General features: G+C 58.0%; 12 protein-coding genes, 1 tRNA gene and 1 pseudogene. 10 read left to right on the top strand and 4 right to left on the bottom strand.

Annotated elements, in window-relative coordinates; all coding sequences use genetic code 11:
• Positions 1–44: 44 nt before the first annotated feature.
• A complete protein-coding gene (locus Tam1G_RS03610) occupies positions 45–644 on the bottom strand; it encodes a biotin transporter BioY (RefSeq protein ID WP_101625484.1) in 600 nt (199 codons plus the stop codon).
• Positions 645–1,083: 439 nt separating this feature from the next.
• On the opposite strand from Tam1G_RS03610, the gene Tam1G_RS03605 reads away from it, so the two are divergent.
• The 6 genes and pseudogenes from Tam1G_RS03605 (at position 1,084) to Tam1G_RS03580 (ending at position 17,488) form a co-directional block, all read left to right on the top strand.
• Positions 1,084–2,982 carry an acetyl/propionyl/methylcrotonyl-CoA carboxylase subunit alpha gene (locus tag Tam1G_RS03605; RefSeq protein ID WP_101625483.1) on the top strand — a complete coding sequence of 633 codons (1,899 nt, stop codon included), beginning with the start codon at positions 1,084–1,086 and terminating at the stop codon, positions 2,980–2,982.
• Positions 2,975–4,629, top strand: a pseudogene (locus Tam1G_RS03600) (acyl-CoA carboxylase subunit beta). The gene Tam1G_RS03605 and the pseudogene Tam1G_RS03600 overlap by 8 nt, the downstream one beginning before the upstream one ends.
• 99 nt (positions 4,630–4,728) lie before the next feature.
• Positions 4,729–14,292, top strand: coding sequence for a type I polyketide synthase (locus tag Tam1G_RS03595; protein ID WP_101625482.1), 9,564 nt, complete (start codon positions 4,729–4,731; stop codon positions 14,290–14,292).
• 494 nt (positions 14,293–14,786) lie between these two features.
• Positions 14,787–15,212, top strand: a complete 426-nt coding sequence (locus Tam1G_RS03590; protein ID WP_101625481.1) for a holo-ACP synthase — start codon at positions 14,787–14,789, stop codon at positions 15,210–15,212.
• 127 nt (positions 15,213–15,339) lie between these two features.
• Positions 15,340–17,289: an alpha-amylase family protein gene (locus Tam1G_RS03585; RefSeq protein ID WP_101625480.1), complete on the top strand. Its 1,950-nt coding sequence runs from the start codon at positions 15,340–15,342 to the stop codon at positions 17,287–17,289.
• Between the two features lie 125 nt (positions 17,290–17,414).
• A tRNA-Gly gene (locus Tam1G_RS03580) sits at positions 17,415–17,488 on the top strand.
• A gap of 650 nt (positions 17,489–18,138) precedes the next feature.
• Here the strand turns inward: Tam1G_RS03580 and Tam1G_RS03575 are convergent.
• Together Tam1G_RS03575 and Tam1G_RS03570 are read right to left on the bottom strand one after the other, a co-directional pair.
• Positions 18,139–18,690, bottom strand: a complete 552-nt coding sequence (locus tag Tam1G_RS03575; RefSeq protein WP_101625479.1) for a hypothetical protein — start codon at positions 18,688–18,690, stop codon at positions 18,139–18,141.
• A gap of 54 nt (positions 18,691–18,744) precedes the next feature.
• The gene (locus tag Tam1G_RS03570) at positions 18,745–18,972 is read right to left on the bottom strand and encodes a helix-turn-helix transcriptional regulator (RefSeq protein ID WP_207797861.1); all 228 of its coding nucleotides are present in this window, start codon (positions 18,970–18,972) and stop codon (positions 18,745–18,747) included.
• A gap of 159 nt (positions 18,973–19,131) precedes the next feature.
• Here Tam1G_RS03570 and Tam1G_RS03565 point away from each other — a divergent pair, with 159 nt between their 5' ends.
• The 3 genes from Tam1G_RS03565 (at position 19,132) to Tam1G_RS03555 (ending at position 21,514) form a co-directional block, all read left to right on the top strand.
• Positions 19,132–19,629, top strand: a complete 498-nt coding sequence (locus Tam1G_RS03565) for a helix-turn-helix domain-containing protein (protein WP_101625478.1) — start codon at positions 19,132–19,134, stop codon at positions 19,627–19,629.
• A gap of 3 nt (positions 19,630–19,632) precedes the next feature.
• The gene (locus Tam1G_RS03560) at positions 19,633–20,718 is read left to right on the top strand and encodes a site-specific integrase (protein WP_101625477.1); all 1,086 of its coding nucleotides are present in this window, start codon (positions 19,633–19,635) and stop codon (positions 20,716–20,718) included.
• Between the two features lie 574 nt (positions 20,719–21,292).
• Positions 21,293–21,514, top strand: a complete 222-nt coding sequence (locus tag Tam1G_RS03555) for a hypothetical protein (protein WP_101625476.1) — start codon at positions 21,293–21,295, stop codon at positions 21,512–21,514.
• Positions 21,515–21,547: 33 nt separating this feature from the next.
• On the opposite strand, the gene Tam1G_RS11615 is transcribed toward Tam1G_RS03555, so the two are convergent.
• Positions 21,548–21,814 (bottom strand): hypothetical protein, encoded by a 267-nt coding sequence (locus tag Tam1G_RS11615; RefSeq protein WP_165781888.1) that lies wholly within the window; start codon positions 21,812–21,814, stop codon positions 21,548–21,550.
• A gap of 790 nt (positions 21,815–22,604) precedes the next feature.
• Here Tam1G_RS11615 and Tam1G_RS03550 point away from each other — a divergent pair.
• A complete protein-coding gene (locus Tam1G_RS03550; protein WP_101625475.1) occupies positions 22,605–25,019 on the top strand; it encodes a DUF7604 domain-containing protein in 2,415 nt (804 codons plus the stop codon).
• Positions 25,020–25,178: the final 159 nt, after the last annotated feature.

The following is a 25,178-nucleotide window of genomic DNA, read 5'->3' as shown; positions in this document are numbered from 1 at the left end:
AAGAAATTTGGGAACTATGGGCCAATTTCCGGAATTGTGGACGCTCAGCGGCTGAGTTTGGTCAATCCGGTGGTGGCCACAGCGGCGACGGCGGCCTTAACGATATCTCCGGCAACAAATCCCAGAGAAGCCATAGCCACAGCGGCGATTGAAGCGCCGGTCAGTGCGGACTGGACGAGAAAACCGAACGCGTACACCACGGCAACACCACCGATGATGGCTGCGAACAGGTAACGGACTGTGGTCAGTGCGGCATGTGCAGCGGAAGATGTATCAGCCTTGCCGCGCAGCAGTGCGATCACCACCACACCCGGCAGGAAGCCGAAAATGAAGCCAGCGCTCGGACCAACCAACGCCATCGTGGAAGCGCCGCCAGCGAATACCGGCAATCCGATGGCTCCAGCGGCGATATATAACGCCAAGGCTGAGCCGGCCTGTCGCCAAGTCAACATCAATCCGGCGAGCATCACGACGAACGTTTGTAGCGTAATCGGCACTGGAGTGCCCGGGATTGGGATTTCGCCAGCCGCGGCAGACAGCCACAGCAGCACGGTGAATAGCACCGGTTTCCATGATGCGGCAATGATGCGGCGGACCAATGAGCTAGTTGCTGCGACGGATGTTGTGGTGTGTGTAGTCTGCATAATGATTACCCCTTGCATGGTAAATGCTTGGATTCTTGAATTTCCTCTGGAAGGAAACGTCAAGAATCGTTATTTGCATCGGCGATTTTGGAAGGGCTGTGCCGCTGTTGATAAGTGTGATTGAGCCAGCAGCTCGGGAGCCTTCCCCCAACACTTGCCATCGTACGGTGTGCGATTTTTTGCGGTTTCGTATAAAAATACAAAATTCATCATCATTTTTATTACAAGTTGACGAATAAGCGCATTATTGTCAACTCATAATGTCCTGCTAAAGAACTGCTGATAAATGGCGGAATACTGCCGATTTTAGCCTATATAACTTGCCGGTTACGTAAGCGAAACTTACGCAGTCGTTTGTTCGGGCTCTACAAAATCCAGTGAGAGCTTTTGTTTGGATGTCGATTGCTGAAGCTGGCAGACACGAGGACAATCTGACGATATGACTCAAAGTGTCAAAAAATTACTCATCGCGAACCGAGGTGAAATAGCCCTTCGCGTGGTACGCACGGCCAAGGAGATGGGGATCTCCACGGTTGCCGTGTATGCCGAACAAGATCGAAACAGTCGTTACGTGGACATGGCGGATGAAGCCTACCTGCTTTCCGGCGATACCTACAAGGACACCTACCTCAACGAAGACTTGCTCATCGATATTCTTCATCGCTCAGGGGCAGACGCCGTACACCCAGGTTACGGTTTCCTTTCCGAAGTGCCGAGCTTCGCACAGAAGGCTGAAGACGCTGGTGCGATATGGGTAGGGCCGCATCACACTGCACTCGTAGACCTTGGCGATAAGATCACTGCCCGACGTGTGGCATTGCGCGCCAAAGTACCACCGGTGCCCGGCATCTCTGAGCCGGTGACCGATGTGCGCACGCTGCTCGACTTTGCACACACCCACGGCTACCCGATCATGATGAAGCGCACGGATGGCGGTGGCGGTCACGGCATCACCGTGGTGCATGATGACGAGGAGTTGCGCCGCTTCTATCTCAACCACGACGCATTGCAGGGCGGTGATCTCAACGAATACTTCATTGAGAAGTTCGTAGATAAGGCACGCCATGTGGAAACCCAGTCCGGTCGCGATTCGCATGGCAATTTCACCGTGTATTCCACGCGTGACTGCTCACTGCAGCGCCGCAACCAAAAACTTGTGGAGGAAGCGCCCGCGCCATTCCTGACCGAGGCAGTGGTCTCCACGCTAGAGGAGTACTCCCGCAGGCTGTTCACCACCGTGGATTATGTGGGTCTCGGCACCTGTGAATTCATGGTGACGCCGAACGGCAAAGTGTACTTCTTGGAAGTCAATCCTCGACTTCAGGTGGAGCATACTGTTTCCGAAGAAGTCAGTGGGCTTGATTTGGTGCGCGAACAACTGGTGATTGCTTCGGGCGGCGAACTGACTCGTGCTCCCGAGCCGCGCGGGCACAGTTTTGAACTGCGCATCACTAGCGAAGATCCAGCTACTAACCTGACCCCTGGCTCCGGCACACTGGAGAAGATTCAATGGCCGGCAGGCCCCGGTGTGCGTATTGACACCGGTGTGGAGCAAGGCGACACCATCTCCCCGAAATTCGATTCGATGATGGGCAAGGTGATTGTCACCGCGCAGAACCGTCTCGATGCCGTGGCCCGTGTGCGCCGTGTGCTCGACGAGTTGGTAATCGAAGGCGTGCCGACGCCGATCTCGCTGTACAAGGAAATCTTCCGCAACGACGATTTCACCGCCGAGCATGGGCATCCATTCTCCGTGACCACCAAGTGGTTGGAGCGCACGTATCTGAACCGTGAACCGAATTCCGCGCGTGCTGGCCAGCCGGCTTCGTTGGGTGCCGGCACGCCGGGAGCGGCCGCCGATGCCGCAGACAAAGCCAAGTCCGAGACGTTCGTTATCGAAATGAACGACCGCCGAGTCAAGCTCACCGTGCCGCTCGACATCGTGGAAAACCTGACCGGTTCCGCTCGCGCCCGCAATGCCAAGCGCCCGACCCAGCCGTTGCGTGGCGCCGGACTGCACAACGTGGCATCCGGCGCTTCCAACGTCAACGATGGTGCCAAATCAGGTATCATCGCCTCCCCAATGCAGGCCGTGGTGACGCGCATCAACGTGTCCGAAGGCCAGCAGGTAGCCAAAGGCGACCTCTTGGTAGTGCTCGAATCCATGAAGATGGAGAACTACGTGTACGCGCCGGCGGCCGGCGAAGTCAAGAAGATTTTCGTCAGCCCGGCCGATGGCGTGGAAGCCGGCGACACGTTGGTCACGCTTGACGTGACCGGCGGCAAGGTCCCATCAGAGGGAGCCAATCTGGCTAAGGAAGGCGGCAAGAATGACTGACATCATGGATTCGCCTGCCGTCAAGGCCGTGCAGGCAGCCGCCGCTGAAACTGGATCTGCAGCTGATGAGGCATCCACTGCAGCTTCTGCCCGGCCGTCTGCCCATCAGCCGTTGCGCGCCGCCGTGGTGCGCGCCGCTGAACTGGCTCGCGCAGCCGAAGATCGTGCCCGTGACAAGCAGCACGCCAAAGGCAAGAAAACCGCGCGCGAACGCCTCGATCTGCTGTTCGACACTGGTTCCTTCGAGGAAATCGGCCGATTCCAAGGCGGCAACATCGCCGGCGGCAACGCCGGAGCCGCGGTCATCACCGGATTCGGCCTCGTCTATGGCCGCAAGGTCGCCGTCTACGCGCAGGATTTCTCCGTCAAAGGCGGCACCCTAGGCACTGCGGAAGGTGAGAAAATCTGCCGACTGATGGACATGGCCATCGATCTCAAGGTGCCGATCGTGGCCATCGTGGATTCCGGTGGTGCTCGCATCCAGGAAGGTGTAGCTGCGCTCACCCAGTATGGCCGCATCTTCCGCAAAACCTGTGAAGCCAGCGGGTTTGTACCACAGCTGAGCCTGATTCTGGGACCCTGCGCCGGCGGTGCCGTCTACTGCCCGGCCCTGACCGATCTCATCATCATGACCCGTGAGAACTCGAACATGTTCGTCACCGGTCCGGACGTGGTCAAAGCAGCCACCGGCGAAACCATTTCGATGGCTGACCTCGGCGGCGGCGAAGTGCACAACAAGGTTTCCGGCGTGGCCCACTACCTTGGCGAAGACGAATCCGATGCCATCGATTATGCGCGCACGGTGCTTGCCTACTTGCCATCCAATGCGGAAAGCCAGCCGCCAACCTACGCGTACGCAGCTACCCGAGCCGAACGTGACACTGCCAAACGGCTCGCCGCCATCGTGCCTGCCAACGAACGCCAGCCTTACGACATGCTTGATGTGATTCGTTGCATCACCGACTACGGCGAGTTCGTACAGGTGCAGGAACTCTTCGGTGCTTCAGCGCTTGTGGGATTCGCCTGCATCGAAGGCAAGCCGGTGGGCATTGTGGCGAACCAGCCGAATGTGCGCGCCGGCATTCTTGACGTGGATTCTTCGGAGAAGGTCGCGCGATTCGTGCGACTGTGCGATGCCTTTAATCTGCCGGTGGTGACTCTGGTGGATGTGCCCGGATACAAGCCTGGTTCCGATCAGGAGCACGCCGGCATCATCCGCCGCGGCGCCAAAGTGATCTACGCCTACGCCAACGCCCAAGTGCCACTGGTGACTGTAGTGCTGCGCAAGGCATTCGGCGGCGCGTACATCGTGATGGGTTCCAAGGCCATCGGCGCCGATCTGAACTTCGCATGGCCCAGCTCGCAAATCGCAGTGCTCGGCGCTGCCGGTGCGGTGAACATCATCCACCGTCACGATCTGGCCAAAGCCAAGGCCGCCGGACTTGATGTGGAAGCGCTGAGAGCCAAATACATCAAGGATTACGAAACCAGCACAGTCAACGCGAACCTTTCACTTGAAATCGGTCAGATCGACGCGATGATCGACCCAGAACAGACGCGCGAAGTCATTGTGGAATCACTCGCCACACTGGCACCAAGCGGCGAGTCAAACGCACCCCCAAACACCACGGCAACCAGCCGCTGTGACCCACATTGGGCAGGCCGCAGTCCGGTGGCTGCCGACTGACGGAACCACCCAATAACCAACTTTTTTAAGACGTCAACCCAACACAAGTAAGGACAGTAATGACCACTTTCTTCCTCAATCGCCTGGCCGCTGAGCCGCACGCGCTCGCCTTCGCCGGACAGTCCACTCCGTGGCCGGTCGCGCTCGCTGACCAGACCACCGATCCCAAACTCGCCGACGCACTGCACGCGCATGCCGAAGCCTCCAGCCGACTGCTCGCCCCAGTCGCTGCTGACCTACTGGCTACCACCGGTCGCCCAGTTGATTTGTTCAGCTTCACACCGAATCCAGCTCGACTTGGCGCTGCTGCGGATGCCACTGCATCTGTGGAAGGCATCGCACTGACCCAGTTGGGCGCGTTACTTGACCTCGAGCATCTTGGCTACGAACTGTCCGCAGCCAAGCCGGTTGCTGTGCTCGGTCACTCCCAAGGCGTGCTCGCCGTACACATGGCCCGCGCCATCGAGGAAGCCGGTTCCGTTGAGGCGGCAGCCAATGCCCTCAACGAAATCCTGGCCGCTGCGGCCTTGATCGGTGCGGCCGGCACCCGCCGCGTGCGCGAGCTGGGCCTTGCTCCCAAGTACGGTGAAGCCAGCCCGATGCTCTCCGTCAAGGGCGCCAACAAGGCACAGGTCGAGGCGCTGATTGCGCGCGTTGCCGACTCCGGTCGCGCCCGTGGGCCGATCTCCATCGCCGTGACCAACTCCGCGAATCATTACGTGCTCTCCGGTTATCCAGAAGATCTGGCCGCATTCACCGTGGAGACCGAGCGTGAACACCAGCATCAGGCCAAGCTGCGCGAACAGAAACTGCGCGGCGGTGCCGTGTTCAACCCCACGTTGGAATACCTCGAAGTCACCTTGCCTTTCCATTCGCCGCTGATGACTGAGGCCGTGGAACAGACCGTGGCATGGGCTGCCGCATGTGGTTTCGATCAGGATCGCACCCGCGCGCTCGCCGAGGAAGTGCTCATCAACCACGTGGACTGGAACGCCCGCGTCAAGCAACTTTTGGAGACCGCCGAAGATCCGGCCAAGCTGTGGATTGTGGACCTGGGACCGGGCGCTACGCTCGGCAAGCTCATCGGTAACGTGGTCGAGGGCACCGGCGTCGGTGTGGTGGAAGCTACCACATTGGCTGAGCGTGCCACGCTCTCCACACTGGAGAGTGAGCCCCAGCGCACGCAGAACTGGAAACAGTTCGCTCCACGTGTGATCAGCACACCGGCCGGCGACAAGCTCGTCACCAAGTTCTCCCGTCTCACCGGCAAGCCGCCGGTATTGCTGCCGGGTATGACGCCGACCACCGTGGATCCGGAGATCGTGGCCGCGGCGGCCAATGCCGGCTACTGGGCCGAGCTCGCCGGCGGTGGCCAGGTGACTGCCGAAGTATTCGACCGCCATGTGGCCGCTCTCGAGGAACAGCTCGAAGAAGGCCGCACGGTGGAATTCAACGCGATGTTCATGGACCGCTACCTATGGAATCTGCAGTTCGGTTCCTCCCGCATCGTGCCGAAGAAGCGCGCCTCTGGCGCTCCGATCGATGGCGTGGTGGTGTCCGCCGGTATTCCGGAGCTGGATGAGGCCGTGACGCTGATCAAGCAGCTGCACGCCGATGGCCTGCCGTATGTGAGCTTCAAGCCCGGCACTGTGGACCAGATTCGCCAGGTGGTGGCCATTGCCAAGGCTGTTGCGCCTGCCACCATCATGATTCAGGTGGAAGGCGGCGAAGCCGGCGGTCACCACAGCTGGGAAGCGTTGGATGACTTGCTGGCCGCCACCTACGCGGACGTGCGTGCTTGCGAGAATCTGGTGCTCGTGGCTGGTGGCGGCATCGGCACTCCGGAACGTGCCGCCGACTACATTTCCGGTCAGTGGGTTCGCGCTTATGGTCTGCCGGACATGCCGGTGGATGGTGTGCTTGTGGGCACTGCTGTGATGACTGCCAAGGAGGCGCACACCAGCCCTGAAGTCAAGCAGCTGTTGGTCAAGACTCAGGGTATTGCCGGTGCCACGGCTGCTGGTGATGGTGCTGATGCTGCCGCTGATGTGTTCGCACCGCAGGCTGCGCACTGGGTGCCGTCCGGCAAGTCCGTGGGCGGTGTCTCCTCTGGTTTGAGCCACCTACACGCTGATATTTATGAGCTCGAGAACGCATCCGCTGAATGTGGCCGGCTGCTTGTGCGTGTGATGAAGCACCCGGAGGAGCTGGAATCCCGTCGTGCTGAAATCATCGCGGCGCTTGATAAGACCGCCAAGCCATACTTCGGCGATCTTGCTTCCATGACCTACCTCGAATGGGCGCAACGCTTCGCTGATCTCGCTTTCCCCTGGGTCGACCCTACCTATGCCGACCGCTTCCAGCACTTGCTCGAGCGTATTGAAGCGCGCGTCAACGATACTGATTCCGGTGCATTCACTTCCAAGCTGTTCGCTGCAGCCGATGCTTCTACTGAGGAGGCCGCCGCAGCGGGACTGTTGACTCGCGCGGATGTTGCTGCTGACCCGACTGCCGCTATTGCCAAGCTTGCCGAAGTATACCCGCGTACCGCCGAACTCAAAGTCGTTCCCGCGGATGTGGCTTGGTTCCCGGTGCTGGTGCGCGAATATCCGAAGCCGATGCCATTCGTGCCGGTCATCGACAATGATTTGCTGCGTTGGTGGGGTCAGGATCAGCTCTGGCAGTCCGAAGATGTGCGGTACTCCGCTGATTCTGTGCGAGCCATTCCCGGTCCGATTTCCGTGGCCGGCATCACCACTGTGGACGAGCCTGTCGCGTCGATCCTCGGTCGCTTCGAGCGTGCTGCTATCGAGCGTGCCAAGGAAGCTGAAACTTCGACCGAGTCCGAGTCTGCTGATTTCGCCGCGCTCGGTGAAGCGACGTCCGCTGAAGACTTCATCCGCAAGTCCCCGAACATCTCCTGGGTCGGTCACATCACCGATAATCCTGCCTACGGCACCGCGTTGGGCGATAAGAACTATGAGATCTGCGCATTTGATGCTGCAGCCGGCAAGTACGATCTCGACATTCACCTCGATACTTTCTGGGACAACGATCCGGACGGCGGTACCTCCAAGCACGCCGTGCGCGACATCGTCATTCCGCTGATTGTAGATGGCACAGAGCCCGGCCGCGTGCCGGTCGTGGACCGCGAACGACTGATTCCGGACGTGTATGCGATGCTCGCCGCCACCGCCGGCCTCGGCAACACCGCCATCACCGGCGATAAGCTCACTGCCATGCCGGAGATTGTGCCAGCCGACAATCGCGTTTTCGGCGAAGCGCACACCACCTACACGCTGTCCGCCAACCTTGGTTTCGATCACGAGGCAGCCACCGGTGGTGCACTGCCGACTTCGCTGCAGCCCAGCCGCATCGCCCCGGATGCGCTGGTCGGCCCAGCATGGCCGGCAATCTATGCGGCACTCGGTTCCGTATCCGTAAACGGCTACCCGGTGATCGAAGGCCTGCTCAACGCCGTGCATCTCGACCATCTCATCGAACTTGAGGTTGATGAGGACGAGCTGCTGCGCCACGTCGGCGAAACCGTCGCCCTGACTTCCTGGGCTGAGGATTACTACGAATCCGCATCCGGCCGCGTGGTCACCATCCATGTGACCCACACTGCCGCCGACGGCACGCTGCTCGCCCGCGAAACCGAACGCTTCGCCATTCGAGGCCGTGTCTACTCCGATGCACTGCCGGCAGATGCTCCTGAATTCGGCGACGCCCAGCACGATGAGATCGAGCCCACGCCTCGTCGCCTGCTGCGCCGCGTCAAGGTCACCGCCCCCGGCGATATGACCGCATTCGCCCGCACCTCCGGCGACTTCAACCCGATTCACACCTCCGCTCGAGGTGCTCGCATCTCCGGCCTGAAGGCTCCGCTCGTGCACGGTATGTGGCTGTCCGCCACCGCCCAGCACGCAGTACAGGCCATCGATGAGAAGGGTGCACATTACGAGATTGCCGGCTGGACCTACAACATGTACGGCATGGTCCAGTTGAACGATCAAGTGGAAATCTCAGTGGAACGCGTCGGCAAGGTAAGCCACGGCGGCATGACCCTCGAAGTCACCTGCCGTATCGACGGCCAGTTGGTTTCCCGCGGTACCGCACTGGTGCGCGCGCCTCGCGCCGCCTTCGTCTACCCCGGCCAGGGTATACAGAAGCAGGGCATGGTTCTGGACGAGCGCGTCAAGTCCGCCGCCGCACGCGATGTGTGGGAGCGCGCCGACAAGCTCACCCGCTCCAAGCTTGGCTTCTCGATCATCGGCCTCGTGCGCGATAACCCGAAGGAACTGACCGCCAACGGCGTCACCTACCGTCACCCTGAAGGACTGCTCAACCTGACCCAGTTCACCCAGGTGGCGCTCGCCACCGTGGCCTTCGCCCAGACCGCACGTCTGCGCGAAGCCGGTGCGGACATCTGGCCCGCCTACTTCGCCGGCCACTCGCTCGGCGAATACAACGCACTCTCCGCATTCGCCGGCGTGATCCCGCTGGAAACCGTGCTCGAGCTCGTGTTCCACCGCGGCTCCACGATGCATCACCTGATTGATCGCGACGCACAGGGCCGCTCCAACTACCGCATGGGAGCCCTGCGCCCGAACCAGTTCGGTGTAGACGATGCCCATGTGAAGGAATACGTGGAATCCGTGGCCAAGAAGAGCGGCGAATTCCTGCAGATCGTGAACTACAACCTCGCCGGCCAGCAGTACGCCATCGCCGGTACGATCGCAGGCCTCAAGGCGCTGAAGGCCGATGCCGCCCGTCGCGTGGCCGAATACGGCGGCAAGCCGGCATTCATGCTGGTGCCGGGCATCGATGTGCCGTTCCATTCCACCCTGCTTCGTAAGGGCGTGCCGGAATTCCGTGACAAGCTCGATGCACTGCTGCCGCAATATATCGACTACCGCGGTCGTTTGGTCGGCCGCTACATTCCGAACTTGGTGGCCACTCCGTTCGAAATGACCAAGGAATTCGCGGCGAAGATTCTCGAAGTCGTGCCATCCGAGCGTATCAAGGCCGCTCTCGATGACCCTGCTGTGTGGGATTCCTATGCTGCCGATGATCAGAAGCTTGGCCGACTGCTGCTGACCGAACTGCTCTCCTGGCAGTTCGCATCCCCGGTGCGTTGGATCGAGACCCAGGCACTGCTGTTCGGTTCGCGAGCCGCTGGTGGTCTCGGCGTTGAGGAATACGTGGAAGTCGGCCTCGGCAATGCGCCGACGCTGGCCAACCTCGGTGCCAAGACGCTGCGCTTGCCCGAATTCGCTGGTACCAACACCGTGGTCTACAACGTGGGCCGCGATGAAGGCCGCGTCTATATGACGGATTCGGACTCGCTCGTGAGCGAGGACGAATCCGTGACTGAGCCGTTAAGCGGACAGTCCAGTGGACTGTCCGTAGGCGAAGCTGCGCACGATAGTGCGCAGTCTAAGTCGGTAGTCGCCGCCCACAGTGATGCAGCTGCCAAGCTCGGTTCTGGCGTTGCTCCGGCCAAGGCTCCCACTGTTGAAGAGAATGCTGCCGCTGCGGCTCCTGCGCCTGCTGTCGTCGGCGCTCCTAGTGGCGCCGCCGTCGATGACCTGCCTTTCAAGGCATCCGATGCCATCGGTGTGCTTATGGCTTACTCCGCCAAGGTGCGCCTCGATCAGATCGGCAGTACCGACACTACCGACACTCTGACCAACGGCGTCTCTTCTCGCCGTAATCAGCTTTTGATGGACATCAGCTCCGAGTTGGGTGTGGCCAGCGTGGACGGTGCCGCCGAGGCGACGCTGGTACAGCTGGCACAAATCGTCAACAAGGCCACCCCGAACTACAAGCCGTTCGGTGCCGTGCTCTCCGAGGCCCTGCGCGACCGTCTGCGTTCGCTGTTCGGTGCCGCCGGCGTCAAGCAGCAGTACATTCGCGACCGTGTGACCAACGTCTGGCAGCTCGGCGAAGGCTGGGTGGCCAGCGTGCTTGCCGCACTGCTGCTTGACACCCGTGAAGGCGCCAGCTCTCGTGGCGGTGACCTGGCCAAGCTGCCAACCGCAGCCGTGCAGTCCAAGGCCGAAGCCGATAAGCTCATCGACGCTGCCGTGCAGGCCGTCGCCCAGCTCAAGGGCGTTTCGGTGGCGCTGCCGTCCGCCGGTGGTGCAGCCGGCGGAGCCGTGGTGGATTCCGCTGCCCTCGATGCATTTGCCGAGAAGGTCACCGGTTCCAACGGTGTGCTCGCCGCCACTGCCCGCTTTGTGCTGAACGAGCTTGGTGTGGCCGCTCCGGTGCCGGAGGAGGGTGACGACGAAAACGCCGCAGTGGTGGCCGCGGTCGAAGCCGAACTCGGCTCCGATTGGCCGAAGCAGGTTGCGCCTCGCTTCGATGCCAACAAGGCAATTCTCTTCGACGACCGTTGGGCCTCTGCCCGCGAGGATCTGGCACGTGCCTACTACAACCGCGACGCTTCCGCGCTCGCCGGCAGCTTCATCGGTCTTGGCAAGACCATCGCCGACGAAGCTACTTGGTTTGCTGGTCAGCTCTCGGCTGACTCCGGCCTCAAGGCCGCATTCGCCTGCATCGCATCCGAGACTCTCGAACCAGTCACTTCCGACGCTGCAGCCTCCCGCTTCGCGAACGACATCGCCATCGTGACCGGCGTAAGCCCGAACTCCATTGCTGCACAGGTGGTGGAAGGACTGCTTGCTGGCGGTGCCACCGTGGTGGCTACCTCGCACAGCTTCAAGCCATCCGTCAAGGCATGGGCCAAGCAGGCCTACCGCGAGCACGCTACCGGCAACGCCAAGCTGTGGCTAGTTCCGGCCAACCTCTCCAGCTACCGCGATGTGGATGCGCTGGTCGACTGGGTGGGCCACGAGCAGAAGAAGACCTCCGGCGCCACCACGACCATTCTGAAGCCTGCGTGGGAACCGACCCTGTTCTTCCCGTTCGCAGCACCGCCTGTACATGGCACCTTGGCCGATGCCGGCGATCTGTTCGAATCCCAGGCACGACTCATGCTATGGGGCGTGGAACGCGCAATTGCAGGCTTCTCCAAGATCGGTGCTGACACCAACGTGCAGCACAAGCTGCATGTGGTACTGCCTGGCTCCCCGAACCGTGGCGTCTTCGGCGGTGACGGTGCCTACGGCGAAGTTAAGTCTGCTTTCGATGCCGTGGTGAATCGTGCGCGCGCTGAGCGTGACGCCTGGGCCGGCCGTGTGACCTTCGCCCATCCGAAGATTGGCTGGGTGCGTGGTACTGGTCTGATGGGCGGCAACGATTCGCTGGTCAACGTGGTGGAACGTCATGGTATTCATACCTATTCCACGGCTCAGATTGCAGCCAAGCTGCTCGACCTGTGTACTGCCGAATCGCGTGCGGAAGCCGTCAAGGCCCCGCTCGATGTGGACCTGACCGGTGGCCTCGGCTCCGAGCCCATCGACATCAAGGCCCTGCGCGCCGAGGCTGAGGCGGATGCGGAGGCGTTAAGCGGACAGCCCAGTGGGCTGTCCGTAGCCGGCGCCGAGCAACGACAGCTGCGAGGTAATACAGACAGCGCCGAAGACTCCATATCTTCCGCCGCATCCCTCAAGGCTCTGCCCACGCCGATCGTCACCAAGCAGGCCGCAGTCAACCTTGCCGACTGGCAGGGCGTCACCGCCAAGCCGGAAGACGAAATTGTCATCGTGTCCATCGGTGAACTTGGTCCGTGGGGTTCTGGTCGCACCCGTGCCGAAGCCGAACTAGGCATCCATTCGGATGGCGAAGTCGACCTGAGCGCCGGCGCGGTGCTTGAACTGGCCTGGAACATGGGCCTGCTGACCTGGCAGGACAGCCCGAAGCCAGGCTGGTACGACACCGACGGCAACCTGGTACCCGAAGAGGACATCGCCGAACGCTACCACGACGAGGTCGTGGCCCGCTCCGGCATTCGTCCGTTCGAGGAAGGCATGGGCAACGACTACAAGGACGGTGCCGACGAAGAGGAGGCCGAGGTCTTCCTGGACCACGACGTCACCTTCTCCGTGCCGAACCGCGAAGTAGCCGAGGAATACGTCAAGCTGGATGCCAAGCACACCACCGTCGCTCCGGATGCCGAATCCGGCGAATGGAATGTGACCCGTCACGCCGGCTCGATGATTCGCGTGCCGCGTCGCGCCACGATGACCCGCACGGTCGGCGGCCAGTTCCCGAAGGGCTTCGACCCGACCCGCTGGGGTATTCCGGCATCGATGGTCGGCGACGTGGACAAGATTGCATTGTGGAACATCGTCACCACCGTGGACGCCTACCTGAACGCAGGCTTCACCCCGGCTGAAATCCTGCAGTCGATTCATCCCTCGCTGGTCGCATCCACTCAGGGCACCGGCTTCGGTGGCATGGCCTCGATGCGCAAGCTCTACCTCGATCGTTTCCTCAACCACGAGATTCCGACCGACATCCTGCAGGAGGCACTACCGAATGTGGTGGCCGCGCACGTGATGCAGTCCTATATCGGCGGCTACGGCAACATGATTCAGCCGGTTTCCGCCTGCGCCACCGCCGCAGTCTCCTTGGAAGAGGGCGTCGACAAGATCGCCCTCGGCAAGGCCGACTTTGTGGTCACCGGTGCAATCGACGACATCGGCGTGGAATCCGTGATCGGCTTCGGCAACATGAACGCCACCGCCAACTCCGCCGAAATGTACGGCAAGGGCATCGACGCACGCTTCTTCTCCCGTGCGAACGACCGTCGCCGCGGCGGCTTCCTGGAATCCCAGGGTGGTGGCACGATCTTGGTGACCCGAGGTGATATCGCAGAAAAGCTCGGTCTGCCGGTCGCAGCCGTGGTGGGCTTCATCCACAGCTATGCGGATGGCGCGCACACCTCGATTCCAGCTCCGGGCCTTGGCGCTTTAGCGGCGGGCCTCGGCGGACGCAAGTCCAAGCTGGTGCGCGATCTGGCCGTGCTGGGCGTTTCCGCGGATGACATCGCCGTGGTCTCCAAGCACGACACCTCCACGAATGCCAACGATCCGAACGAATCCGAGCTGCACAACACGCTGGCCCACGCCATCGGCCGCGCGGACGGCAACCCGTTGTTCGTGATTTCCCAGAAGACGCTCACCGGCCACGCCAAGGGTGGTGCCTGCATCTTCCAGGTCAACGGCCTGACCCAGCTGTTCAAGTCCGGCGTGCTTCCGGCGAACGCATCGCTCGATTGCGTGGATCCGAAGCTGCAGCGTGACGACCACATGGTCTGGTTGCGCAAGCCTCTGCGCATCGGCGGCGGTGAAGACCAGTTCGGTCACGAAACCGCAGGTCGCCCGGTCAAGGCCGGCCTCGCCACATCGCTCGGCTTTGGTCATGTGTCCGGTTTCGTGGCACTGGTTCACCCCGGTGCCTTTGAAGCGGCAGTGGCAAAGACCGATGGTGAAGAGGCGTTGGCCAAGTGGCGTGAACGCGCCAACGAGCGCCTCGCTGCCGGCCAGCGCCACCTCGAGGAAGGCATGATGGGTCGCGCCGCGCTCTATGAGCCGATCGACAACCGTCGCTTCCATGAGGACCACCGCGGCTACGACCACCACGAAGTCGAAAAGGCGATGCTCCTGAATCCTGATGCTCGCCTTGGTGAATCCGGCTTCTACGAAGCCTGATTCAGTCGGCTCACATCAGGATTCCTTCGCGGGGCACCTGTGGTGTGCCCCGCTCACTTCGCCTACGGGATGTTCACTGGGCATCCCGCTTAACGGCTCAGCTTGATGCTCGCCTTGGTGCCGACGGCTTCTACGAAGCCTGATTCAGTCGGCTAAGCAATAATAGAAGCGCATGAAAGGGTCGGGAAACACGATAATCTGTGTTTTCCGACCCTTTCTGCGTTACAAGGGGTTGATTTGCGGACTTTGGAACATCTATCTGCGTTACAAGGGGTTCCTAATTCTTGAAACAGCGAGTATGAACGGCGTTCCCACACCGTCATTCCGCCGTTTTGAGGTCGTTGCTACTCAGGCAACAACCCCTCGTAACGCAGATAGACCTCCGGCAACCCTCAAATCAGCCCCTCGTAACGGAGATACGCGATACATCGCTGTGAAATTGCCGCTGAGCCCTGCGGGGGGGGGGGGTAATAGCTAGCTGAGACAATGGTGATATGAGTATTTATGGATTAGGCCACGACGTAGTCGATGTTGCCGCATTTGCTGAGCAGCTGGCCGAACCGGGGTCGCGTATGCGCGCGCTGTTCTCTGTACGTGAGTTGCGCCAGGCCGCCGAGCATGCGCGCGCCAAAAATGATGGCGAAGCCGTACATTTGGCCGCCAAATGGGCCGGCAAGGAAGCATTCCTCAAGGCATGGTGCGAATCGCTGGGGGAGAGACCTTACCCGTTTACGTTGGATAACTTCCCGTGGCGCGAAGTGGAAATCCTTGATGATTCGCGTGGGGTGCCTCATGTGATGCTCTCTGGTAAAGCGGTTCAGGCCTTTCAAACTGCTTACGCGGGTTCGATTCCCGTCGTCCGTATTTCCTTAAGTCACGACGGTCCGATTGCCTCGGCTGTGGTCATACTTTCCGACTGATGGATGCATTGATAAACCTTGAAATTCCTCGGTGTGTCGCACTTTATGCTGTCGAACCGGTTCGATACTATAGGCATCAACGTCAAGCGGTTGACGCGAGCAGAACAATGGGACGAAGGAGTTTCCGATGGCTCAGGGTAACCAATCGGTAGAAGAAACAACCACCGCAGCCAAGACCAAGACTGCAAAATCGACCAAGACGGCCACTCGATCGACAACAAAGCGTACGACTGCAGCCAAGCGCCACGCTCCAAGCCCAGTCTTCCTCTCTCGCCTCGAATCTCACAAGGCTGAGCTCGAGAGCCTCTTCATGAGCCTGTATGGTGAGCGTGCAACCGCCACCGAAGACTTCAACGCTCTCCTTGAATCTATGGCCGCTGCTTATGCTGCCCGCCCAGCTGATCTCAAGCGCCTCGACAAGACCCGCGAACAGGACCCTGAATGGTACAAGCGCGGCGACATGTTCGGCATGACCATGTACACCGACCTCTTTGCCGGCGACCTCAAGAAGCTCGCTGACAAGATTCCGTACTTGAAGGAACAGAAGCTCACTTACCTCCACCTGATGCCGCTGCTGCAGATGCCGCACCCGAACAACGACGGCGGCTACGCAGTTGAAGACTTCGATAATGTAGACCCGAAGCTCGGCACCAATGAAGACCTTGCCGCCCTCGCCAAGAAGCTGCGTCGCGCCGGCATCAGCCTGTGCATCGACTTCGTGATGAACCACACCGCCTCCACTCACCGCTGGGCCAAGGCCGCACAGGCCGGTGATCCTGAATACCAGGACTACTACTTCTGCTACGACGACCGCACCATTCCGGACGAGTACGACGCCCACGTGCCGCAGGTCTTCCCGAACACCGCCCCTGGCAACTTCAGCTGGAACGAGCAGATGAACAAGTGGGTCATGACCCAGTTCTACCCGTTCCAGTGGGATCTGAACTACCGCAACCCCAAGGTGCTTGTTGCCATGATGGGCTCCGTGATGCACCTCGCCAACCTTGGCGTGGAAGTCTTCCGTATTGACGCCGTGCCGTACATCTGGAAACAGCTCGGCACCAACTGCCGCAACCTGCCGCAGGTGCACACCATCGTACGCATGCTGCGCATCATCCTCGAATGCGTCTGCCCGGCAGTCGTGCTCAAGGGTGAAGTGGTGATGGCTCCTAAGGAGCTCGCCGCCTACTTCGGCACCCCGGAAGCTCCTGAGTGCCACATGCTCTACAACGTTTCCATCATGGTGAACCTGTGGAGCGCGCTCGCCAGCCGCGACGTGCGCCTGCTCAAGAACCAGATCGATCAGTTCGACGCCCTGCCCGACAACTGCTGGTTCGTCAACTACCTGCGCTGCCATGACGACATCGGCTGGGGTCTTGACGAGGATGTGGAGCGTTACCTCGACATCGATCCGCTCAAGCATAAGGAGTTCCTGTACCACTTCTATGAGGGTGCGGTTCCTGGCAGCTGGTCGATGGGCGAACTCTACAACTACGATGAAGCCACCCGCGACGCCCGCAGCTGCGGCACCACCGCATCTCTCACCGGCATCGAAAAGGCCATCATCACGCACGACAAGCCGCTGTATGAGACCTCCATCAAGCGCGACCTGCTGATGCATCAGACTATGGCATTCCTGCGTGGTTTCCCGATGCTCAACTGCGGTGACGAAATCGGCCAGCTCAATGGTTGGGATTACAAGGAAGACCCCGATCGCGTGGAAGACAGCCGCAACCTGCATCGCAGCAAGTTCGATTGGGACAAGGCCGCACTGCGCAAGAAGGCAGGAACCCTCCAGAACCGACTATTCAAGGGCATGGAAGGCCTGCGCGAAGAGCGTCATGACCCCTGCTTCGCTCCGGACGCCTGGGTATCCACTTGGGACACCTTCAACGATGCTGTGCTTGCCGTGGTTCGCAAGGTTGATGATGCCGTGCTGGTCGGCCTGTTCAACTTCTCCGAACTGGAACAGCATGTCCATCTGAACGCTGGTGCCGATGAGCAAGGCGATGCTGTGATTAAGGAGCCGCTTGACGCCGACCTTGCACCGTACGAGGCCCGCTTCATCCACCTGTGATTTTCCCTCATCCCTGAGCTGCCGGCTCTCCTCGCACAAGAGGAGAGCCGGTTTTGTATAACGGGCTTGCCGCTTTCCGGGATTTGTGTATAATATCTCAAGTCGCCAAAAGCGACGCCCTACACGCGGATGTAGCTCAATGGTAGAGCCTCAGTCTTCCAAACTGATTACGCGGGTTCGATTCCCGTCATCCGCTCCAAGCCGAAACGCCTGAAATAACAAGGTTTTCAAGGAGTTTTGACTGTTCTCAAAGGTTCTCGTGAGAACGCATTGAGAACAATTGAAAAATGCCGAGCATATTTCAAGGCGCTGAAATCCACTGTGTGGATTGAAGAGCCGAGGTGCGCACGGTCTGAACCGTCTAACGCGGTGAGGCGAACAGCCTCATGACGGGGATTCTACCGCTTAAGCATCCATATGCCTCCAGAAGTTAAATAAACGCCCCTAGGGGCCTTGTTTGTCGCAGGTGCGATAAATTCTATGTAATTGCTGTTTAAGCGCGTCTAAGGTGCCAAAGAATCGCTTACGAGATATGTTCGAGGATTTACTGTGCTTCGAGTCAAATTGCTGCGGTCTGGCTTCGCTGGCTAGTCGATAACTTGCCAGAGGTGTCAAAATGACACCCCTGAGCGGATTCCTCGCGCGCGCGTAGAGTTCATTAAAAAATACCTAGCATTCTATTAAAAAATAGGGTTATCAATTATTGATAAACGTTCGTTTGTCAATTATTGATAAACGTTTGTGGTTTATTCGTGACTTATCCACATTTTTTGTGGATATTCATACTTATCCACATTTTCTGTGGGTAAGAAACGAAAGAGCCTGCATTGACATGTGCAGGCTCTTTCTTCATGCTGATTTTGTGGGCATGTCGTTTTGTTGATTGCTCCAGCTGTCTAATTCATCGATGACCTTATGCATTTCGAGGTATGTGCTAACGAGGGGAAGAAGATCGAAAGTTGTTTGATGTCCAGGGGACGCCCGGGATGCGCGTGCGATGAGTCCATGCTTGACGAGTATGCCGTAGGCGCGTTGCAAGGCTTGCCATCGTCCCCGATACATCTTTTCGTCGTCTGGGGTAACGCCCCATAACGCTTTGATGGTGTTTTCGTTCGATGCGTAGTACCAACAAGTGCGTTGGTGCTTGCCTCTCTTATCGGAGTAATTGCGTAAGTTGTCACCGCGGGGATCGGCAGCGGTTTTGGCCATGTGCTGGAGCACGTTAGCTGCGGTATGCGGAATTTGCGAGTAATAGCGTTCTGTCCCATTGCTTGTAGTGCGTCGTTCGCGCATGTGAGCGAGTACGAAGCGGGCGTATTCTAGTAGCCGATCTCCCATGTTGTCCTGTTCCTCAGCCGCGTTACAATGGCGGCAGATGATTCGTTGTAGAGGATTCATCATTGAGCCACCGTCGACGCGGTGGCTTTTTCTTTTTGTCTTGTGTCGTCTCAGTGCTCATGCGGGAACTTCCGCCGTTGAGTGGCGTACGGAGGCGGAGAGCCAAACGTCGATGTCGCCCTTGCGATAGAGCACCGTCTTTGGAGCGGGTTTCAGAAACGCTGGGCCTTGTCCGGCGTATCGCAATTGTGCCAACTGTCCCTTCGGCAACGAAGTGTAGGCAGCGGCTTCATCTGGTGACATGACGATATCATCCGGGTTCGGGTTGGTTGCAATTCGTTCCATGAGACTTGTGTAAATCGATGACGCTGCCATTATTCTTCCTTTCAGTGAAATAAGTTATATAAAATCTTGATTTTTAAGATAACAACATTTTCTAATTTATGCAAACCGGTTCACTGTTTTGTGGATTATCTAAATTATGGCCTGCTAGAATCAATCAATATGGAAGAGGATAATTTCGATTCGGTAATCGGCGGCAACATTAGAAAAATGCGAATCGACAACGGAAAAACACTTGAAAACGTTGTGAAAGCAATGCAAGTGTGCGGCTATAAGTGGTCTACGACCACATTGTCGAACATCGAAAGAGGAACGCGCCCCCTTAGGGCATCTGAGATATTCGATTTGCTGCATTGCCTAGGATTCGAAGATCCCGTTTCCCAATTGTCCGTGATTTACGAGACGCCGACCGAATCTCGCTTGAATGCGGAAGTCTTATGGATGCGTCTGGCGCGTAATGATTTTGAAATCGCGATGGCTAGATATAAGAAAACGCGTGACAAGCTTATCGAGATGCTTGATAGCGAAGAAGCCGCCGAACGGTTTACGGTGGCCACTCAGAGGCATTACCGGGAACTCGTCCAGGCGGAGGACGAGATGATGAAAAAAGCATTGAGCCAATATTCATTCTTGGAATCCGGTTCTTCTGAGGTGAAATGAGTCATGCCCGGACCGTACGCGTATCAAACCAGAGAAGGAGAAAAACGGTATTACGTCAAATACCGTCTGCCTAACCATAAGCAGAAGACGAAGCGTGGCTTCAAACGCAAGAAGGACGCGCAGGATTATCTGGCGCGAGTGACCATCGATCTCAATGACGGAAGCTATATCGATCCTCGTTCGGGATTGGTCCGAGTCGAATCGCTTGCGGCAACCTTTCTTGCGGGGAAGAAAGGGACGGTGAAACCCAAGTATTATGCCGATCTCGAAAGCACGTGGGAAAACCATGTGAAACTGAGATGGGGAGGTCGGGGAATCGGCACGATACGCCGTTCGGAAATTCAATCGTGGGTGAGCGCGCTATCGGAAGAGCGCAGCGCTAGTGTGGTGCAGCGTGCACACACGGTGATAAAGGGAATCCTTGAAATGGCGGTGAGTGACGGACTGCTCAGGGAATCGCCTTGCAAGGACATCGAACTGCCGAAAAAGATCAGAAAGCAGAGAACCTATCTCACTGAGAAACAGGTGCTTGACCTTGCTGATGCGAGTGAGGATTATTCGACACTGATACTCGTCCTCGGGTTCTGTGGTTTGCGTATGGGGGAGGCACGAGGATTGAGGGTCCATTGCATTGACTTCGCAAATGGGCGATTGAACGTGGAAAAAAGTGTCACTCGGGTCCAACGCGAATATGTGGAAAGCGAACCAAAGACATGGGAGAGGCGAAGCGTGCCTGTGCCTTCCTATGTCATGGATAAGCTACGCGAGCAATGCGAGGGAAAGAAAGCCGAAGATCTCGTATTCGTTGGACGTTGGCATGGTAGGTATCTTGGAGAATACCGGAAAGGCGCTTATGGATGGTATGCACGAGCGCTGGCATCGTCCGGAGTCCCGGAACTCACCCTGCATGATTTGCGCCATACCGCGGCGAGCATAGCAATTCACAGCGGGGCGAATGTTAAAGCTATCCAGAGGATGCTTGGGCATAAAACGGCGGCAATGACTCTAGACACGTACGCCGACTTGTTTGATAGTGATCTAGACGTTGTTGCTGAGCGGGTAAATGAGCTGATTCTGAATGCAGCATAGCGAATATCTAAGTATTCGCATTCCTTCCTGGGTCGGCTAAAGCCTTCGGCCTCACACCTGCCGGTTTCACATGGTAGCGGGTGAGTCCAGGGAAATACATGGAACGGAACCCATGAAGTAGAAAACACATGCAGATAATCCAGGACAACAAGAAGCAGAATACATAAGCCCAACAGAAGAGCCATCAAAGGCAAGAACAGCCAATACAGGCCACATCACGAAGAAAAACCATCAAAAATCACCAAACCATACCCAATAAACAGAAGAGATGCACTTCTTGCACCCACCCCCTTGCAGGGGGCCGCCTTTCGGCGGAATTTCAACGAAATTGCCTGTGTTTTCCGAGTCCGGTGGCCGATATCGGCGTGGGCCGGAACATGTGCGACGATATCGGCGGAATGTAAGTGTTGTATCGCTCGTCTAAGTGTTGTATCGTTCGCCATAGATGCACGAACGATACAACACTTAGACCGGGGGTCTGGCCATGAGCAGGGGATTGGGGCGCGTGGAACGTGAACTGCTGGAGCGGTGCCGCGCGAGCGGATGGCGCAGTGTGCCGGTGACGGAGCCGGGGATGGGCGACAGCGAGAAGCGCTCACGGGAGAGGGCCGCTAGGTCCCTCAGGGACAAGGGCCTGATCGAACTGGTCGTGCGGTGTGAAAAACAGCCGTGCAGGCACGGCAGACGGGACGTGTGGCGCTACTTCATGCACGACCCGACCGCCCCGAGAAGCCAATTCACCCGCGAGGAGGCCGAGGAACTCAACCGCGACATAGAGGAGCTGACCCGGGGCTGACGGCGGAAACCCCACCGATATCGGACCCGAAACTCACGAGACACCATCATTATCCGCGGAATTCCGCCGAAAGGCGGCCCCCTGCAAGGGGGTGGGTGCAAGAAGTGCATGTCTTTCGTGCTGCTGGTCTGGTTTGGTGTTTTTCTTTGGTTTCTGGTTGTGGTTTTGTTGGTTTCTTCTTTGGTTGTGGCTTTTCGTGTTTTTGATTGACTTTTGTTTTTTGGGGATTCTGGATTGGCTTCTGATGGCTGTTGGGTTATCTGGTTTGTTTGCCTTGGGATGGTGCTTCCCCTGTTTCACTCTTCACCCCCTGGCATGGGCTTACTAAGTTTTTCAAATCGGGTGCGTATCGAGTACGCACCCGATAACAATGCCTGGAACGAAAACCACTACAGCTGGCTTGTGAAGTTACCTGACGCTTCCGGGAACGTCGAGAACGCCATCTCGATCACTGCTGCAACCGCTGGCAAAGCAATGCCAGCTGCCGCACGAAAGCCCTACGGCCTGCTTTCGCTCGTTATTGGATGCATCGAATCATTTAGGGCGTGTCGTGAGAACGTGGTGAGAACACTTTCCGTAAAAAAATATGATTCTAGAGGTTTTCCTTCATCGGAAGATGCTTGAAAAATCAGCGATCGTACATTAAGCGGATGACGTGACGCGGGTTCGATTCCCGTCATCCGCTCCATTCCAAAAGGCCGAAAGCCCAAGCATTGCAAGGGCTTTCGGCCTTTGTTGTTTGGTGTTGCCGGCGAGAAGACACACCGATGGCACCCAGATGGCATGCGGGTGTGATTTGCGTCACGGCCATAATGCGTATATAACTGACGCGCATAGTAGCATCTGTGACCGCTGTCTTGCCGTGGCTCGCATTGCGGGCGCGACTCGCCATGCCATGAAGAAAAGCCTTCCGAATTCGGGGGTGAACACATGGGTGCGGTCGCCTGAATATTCCAAGAAACCTTGATTTTTCGGGGAAAAACTGCCCTCTACTAGGGTGTACGCATCCGCATTTTCTGTTGAATAGCCTAACGCCTTGTAGGCGTATAGCCGGGTTTTGGCGTACGCAATCGTAGAGATAGGCAAGGCTATGAAGAGAATGAGAGACTGGTTCGCCGCAGTTGGGGACGTGGCGGGCAAGAGTGGCAAGCGTATTATGGCCATCATTGCTGCCGTGGCGATGCTCGGTGGCGTCGCCGGCGTAAGCGCAACCGCTATGGCCGATCAGTCTGCTAGCGCCTCGGATGCCCAGGCGCAGCAGTCGGAGGAAGCTTCATCTGATGCGAAGGCGAAAGCTCAGGCAACTGCCGAGGCATCGACTTTGCAGCCGGAAAGCGTTGAAGCAGATAGTGCCACGGATTTGGGTGCGCCTGCACACCGCAAGTACATCAAATACAACAATGATGGCACCTATTGGCTCAGCCTCGATGTGACTGGCGCCTCTCGAGCCAGCACCGAGGAGAAGCGTCAGCCAGCTGATGTGGTGCTGGTGATGGATTCCTCTGGCAGTATGTCAACTCAGGAATGCCTTGAAGAAGATTGGTTTGGCAACTGCACACAGTATGGTGACAGCCGTTGGACGGTCGCCACATCTGCTGCCAAAACACTGGCCCAGAAGTTGTTGACCGCAGAAAACGCTGCATTGCCTGCAGACCAGCAAGTGCAGATGTCGGTGATTGACTTCGATACCGACTCACGCATTATGACTCTGGGCCGTGGCCAGTGGACCACATCAGCCCAAGCGGTTTCCTCTTCCTTCAGCCGCATGGATGCCAGCCGCGACAATGGTGGTGGCACCAACTGGGAAGCGGCATTACGAAATGCGAATTCTCTGAATACTGCTCGCGCAGGCGCGAAGAAATACATCGTGTTCGTGTCGGATGGCGAGCCTACATACCGTCTCAACAGCACCGGGAATGGTCATGCTGGAAGCGGTAGTGATGACAATGGCGGTTATAACTTTAACGCCGCCGTCGCGGAAGCCAACCGTCGCAATGGTGCCACACTATATGCGGTAAGCACCGGAGCTGAGGCAAATACCAAGATGCAGGAATTTGCGCAAACCATTAATCCTGCCGGTACTTTCTTCGACGGTACGGATGCCAACAAGCTTTCCCAAGCATTCGACACCATCATCGAACAAATCAAGACCGACTCTACGTATCAGGATGTGCTGATTAAGGACACGCTATCCGGCTACGCGGTATCCACCGATCAGACCGGCGGCACCGGATATCTTTTGTCCGCCTCCGCGCGCGATGCCGATGGCAACGATGTATCGAAGACGGATCCCGCCGCCACCAAGATGCACGCGGTTTACAATCAGCAAACACAGCAGCTTTCCTTGAACTTTGATGAAGGCACCAAGCTCAGCCCAAGTGTCACCTATACGGTGTCCATCATGCTGAAGCCTTCCGATGCCGCATATCAATACTTCATCGAAAATAGTGGCCAATATCCGAATACAGGCGATCAAGGAACCGATGCCGAAGGCAACAACACGAGTTCCGGCAAGCCGGGATTCTATTCCAATGCAGATAATGCTGATGGCACCACACAGGCGAACGTGTACTACAAGGTAGTCACTAATGTCAACGGTCAGGAAACCGTTGGCGAGCAGCAGAGTTCCGCATACGATCGACCGGTTATCCAGGTGAATGTGCCAAGCATCACTCTGACGAAGGGCATTGATAATACGTATGCCGGCAAGCTTGGCGCAACGCCTTCTGATTGGAAGCTCTCCGCACTGAAGAACAATGGCACGTACGGTGTTGAGGCTACGAATCCTTCCGGTGAAACCACTACCGAAGGCAACGTGACCAAGCAGTCTGTGGCCAAGACATTGGTGGCTCCTGGTACCTACACGCTGGGCGAAACGCCCGATACGTCCACGAATTACCGCTACTTTAGCGGCTATACCGCAGGCGAGTGGTCATGCGTGGATGCAAGCGGTAACAAGGTTAACGTCTCCAAGGACAACACCGTGAATCTGGCACAGGGTGTTGACCTCACCTGCACGGTGATTAATACGGCAAAGCCTGGCGCTATCCAGTGGCAGAAGGTGAATGCTTCGAAGCAAAATCAACTGCTGTCGGGTTCTGAATGGACTCTCACTGGCAAGACTGATACCGCCTTCACCAAGCATGTGGTTGATGACGGCGAGAATGATGCCGCCGCTGACAATGCAGGCACCATCAAGGTGTCCGGTCTGAAGTGGGGCGACTACTCGCTAAAGGAAACCGTTGCGCCGAGAGGCTACCAGCTGTCCGACAAGACCTATGACGTTTCCGTTGTACCGGCTAATGACTCCTCCGATGATGCTGAGTTCACGGTCAGTGCCGGAAATGACGGCAAGATCACCAACACATACATTGAGGTCTCCCAGCTGCCACTCACCGGTGGCAGGTCGGCTCGCGACTGGATGGTTTACGGCGGTGGTATGGGCGTGCTTGCCCTGCTTGCTGCGGCAAGCTACACCATTTGGCGCAAGCGTCAGCTGATCTGATTGCTACTCAATCCTGCGATGTTTTGACTCCCCTCACTGAGGGGAGCTGTCACCGCGGGTGACTGAGGGGAGTGGCGAGCACTGGCCCCTCAATGAATTAAAGATTTGCGGATCGCGAAGGTTCATGGGAATGGGCCCGAGCCTCCGCGATTGCAAGAA

Source organism: Bifidobacterium imperatoris (assembly GCF_002860405.1).
GTDB classification, from domain to species: domain Bacteria; phylum Actinomycetota; class Actinomycetes; order Actinomycetales; family Bifidobacteriaceae; genus Bifidobacterium; species Bifidobacterium imperatoris.
This window is presented reverse-complemented; position numbering and strand designations above follow the sequence as displayed.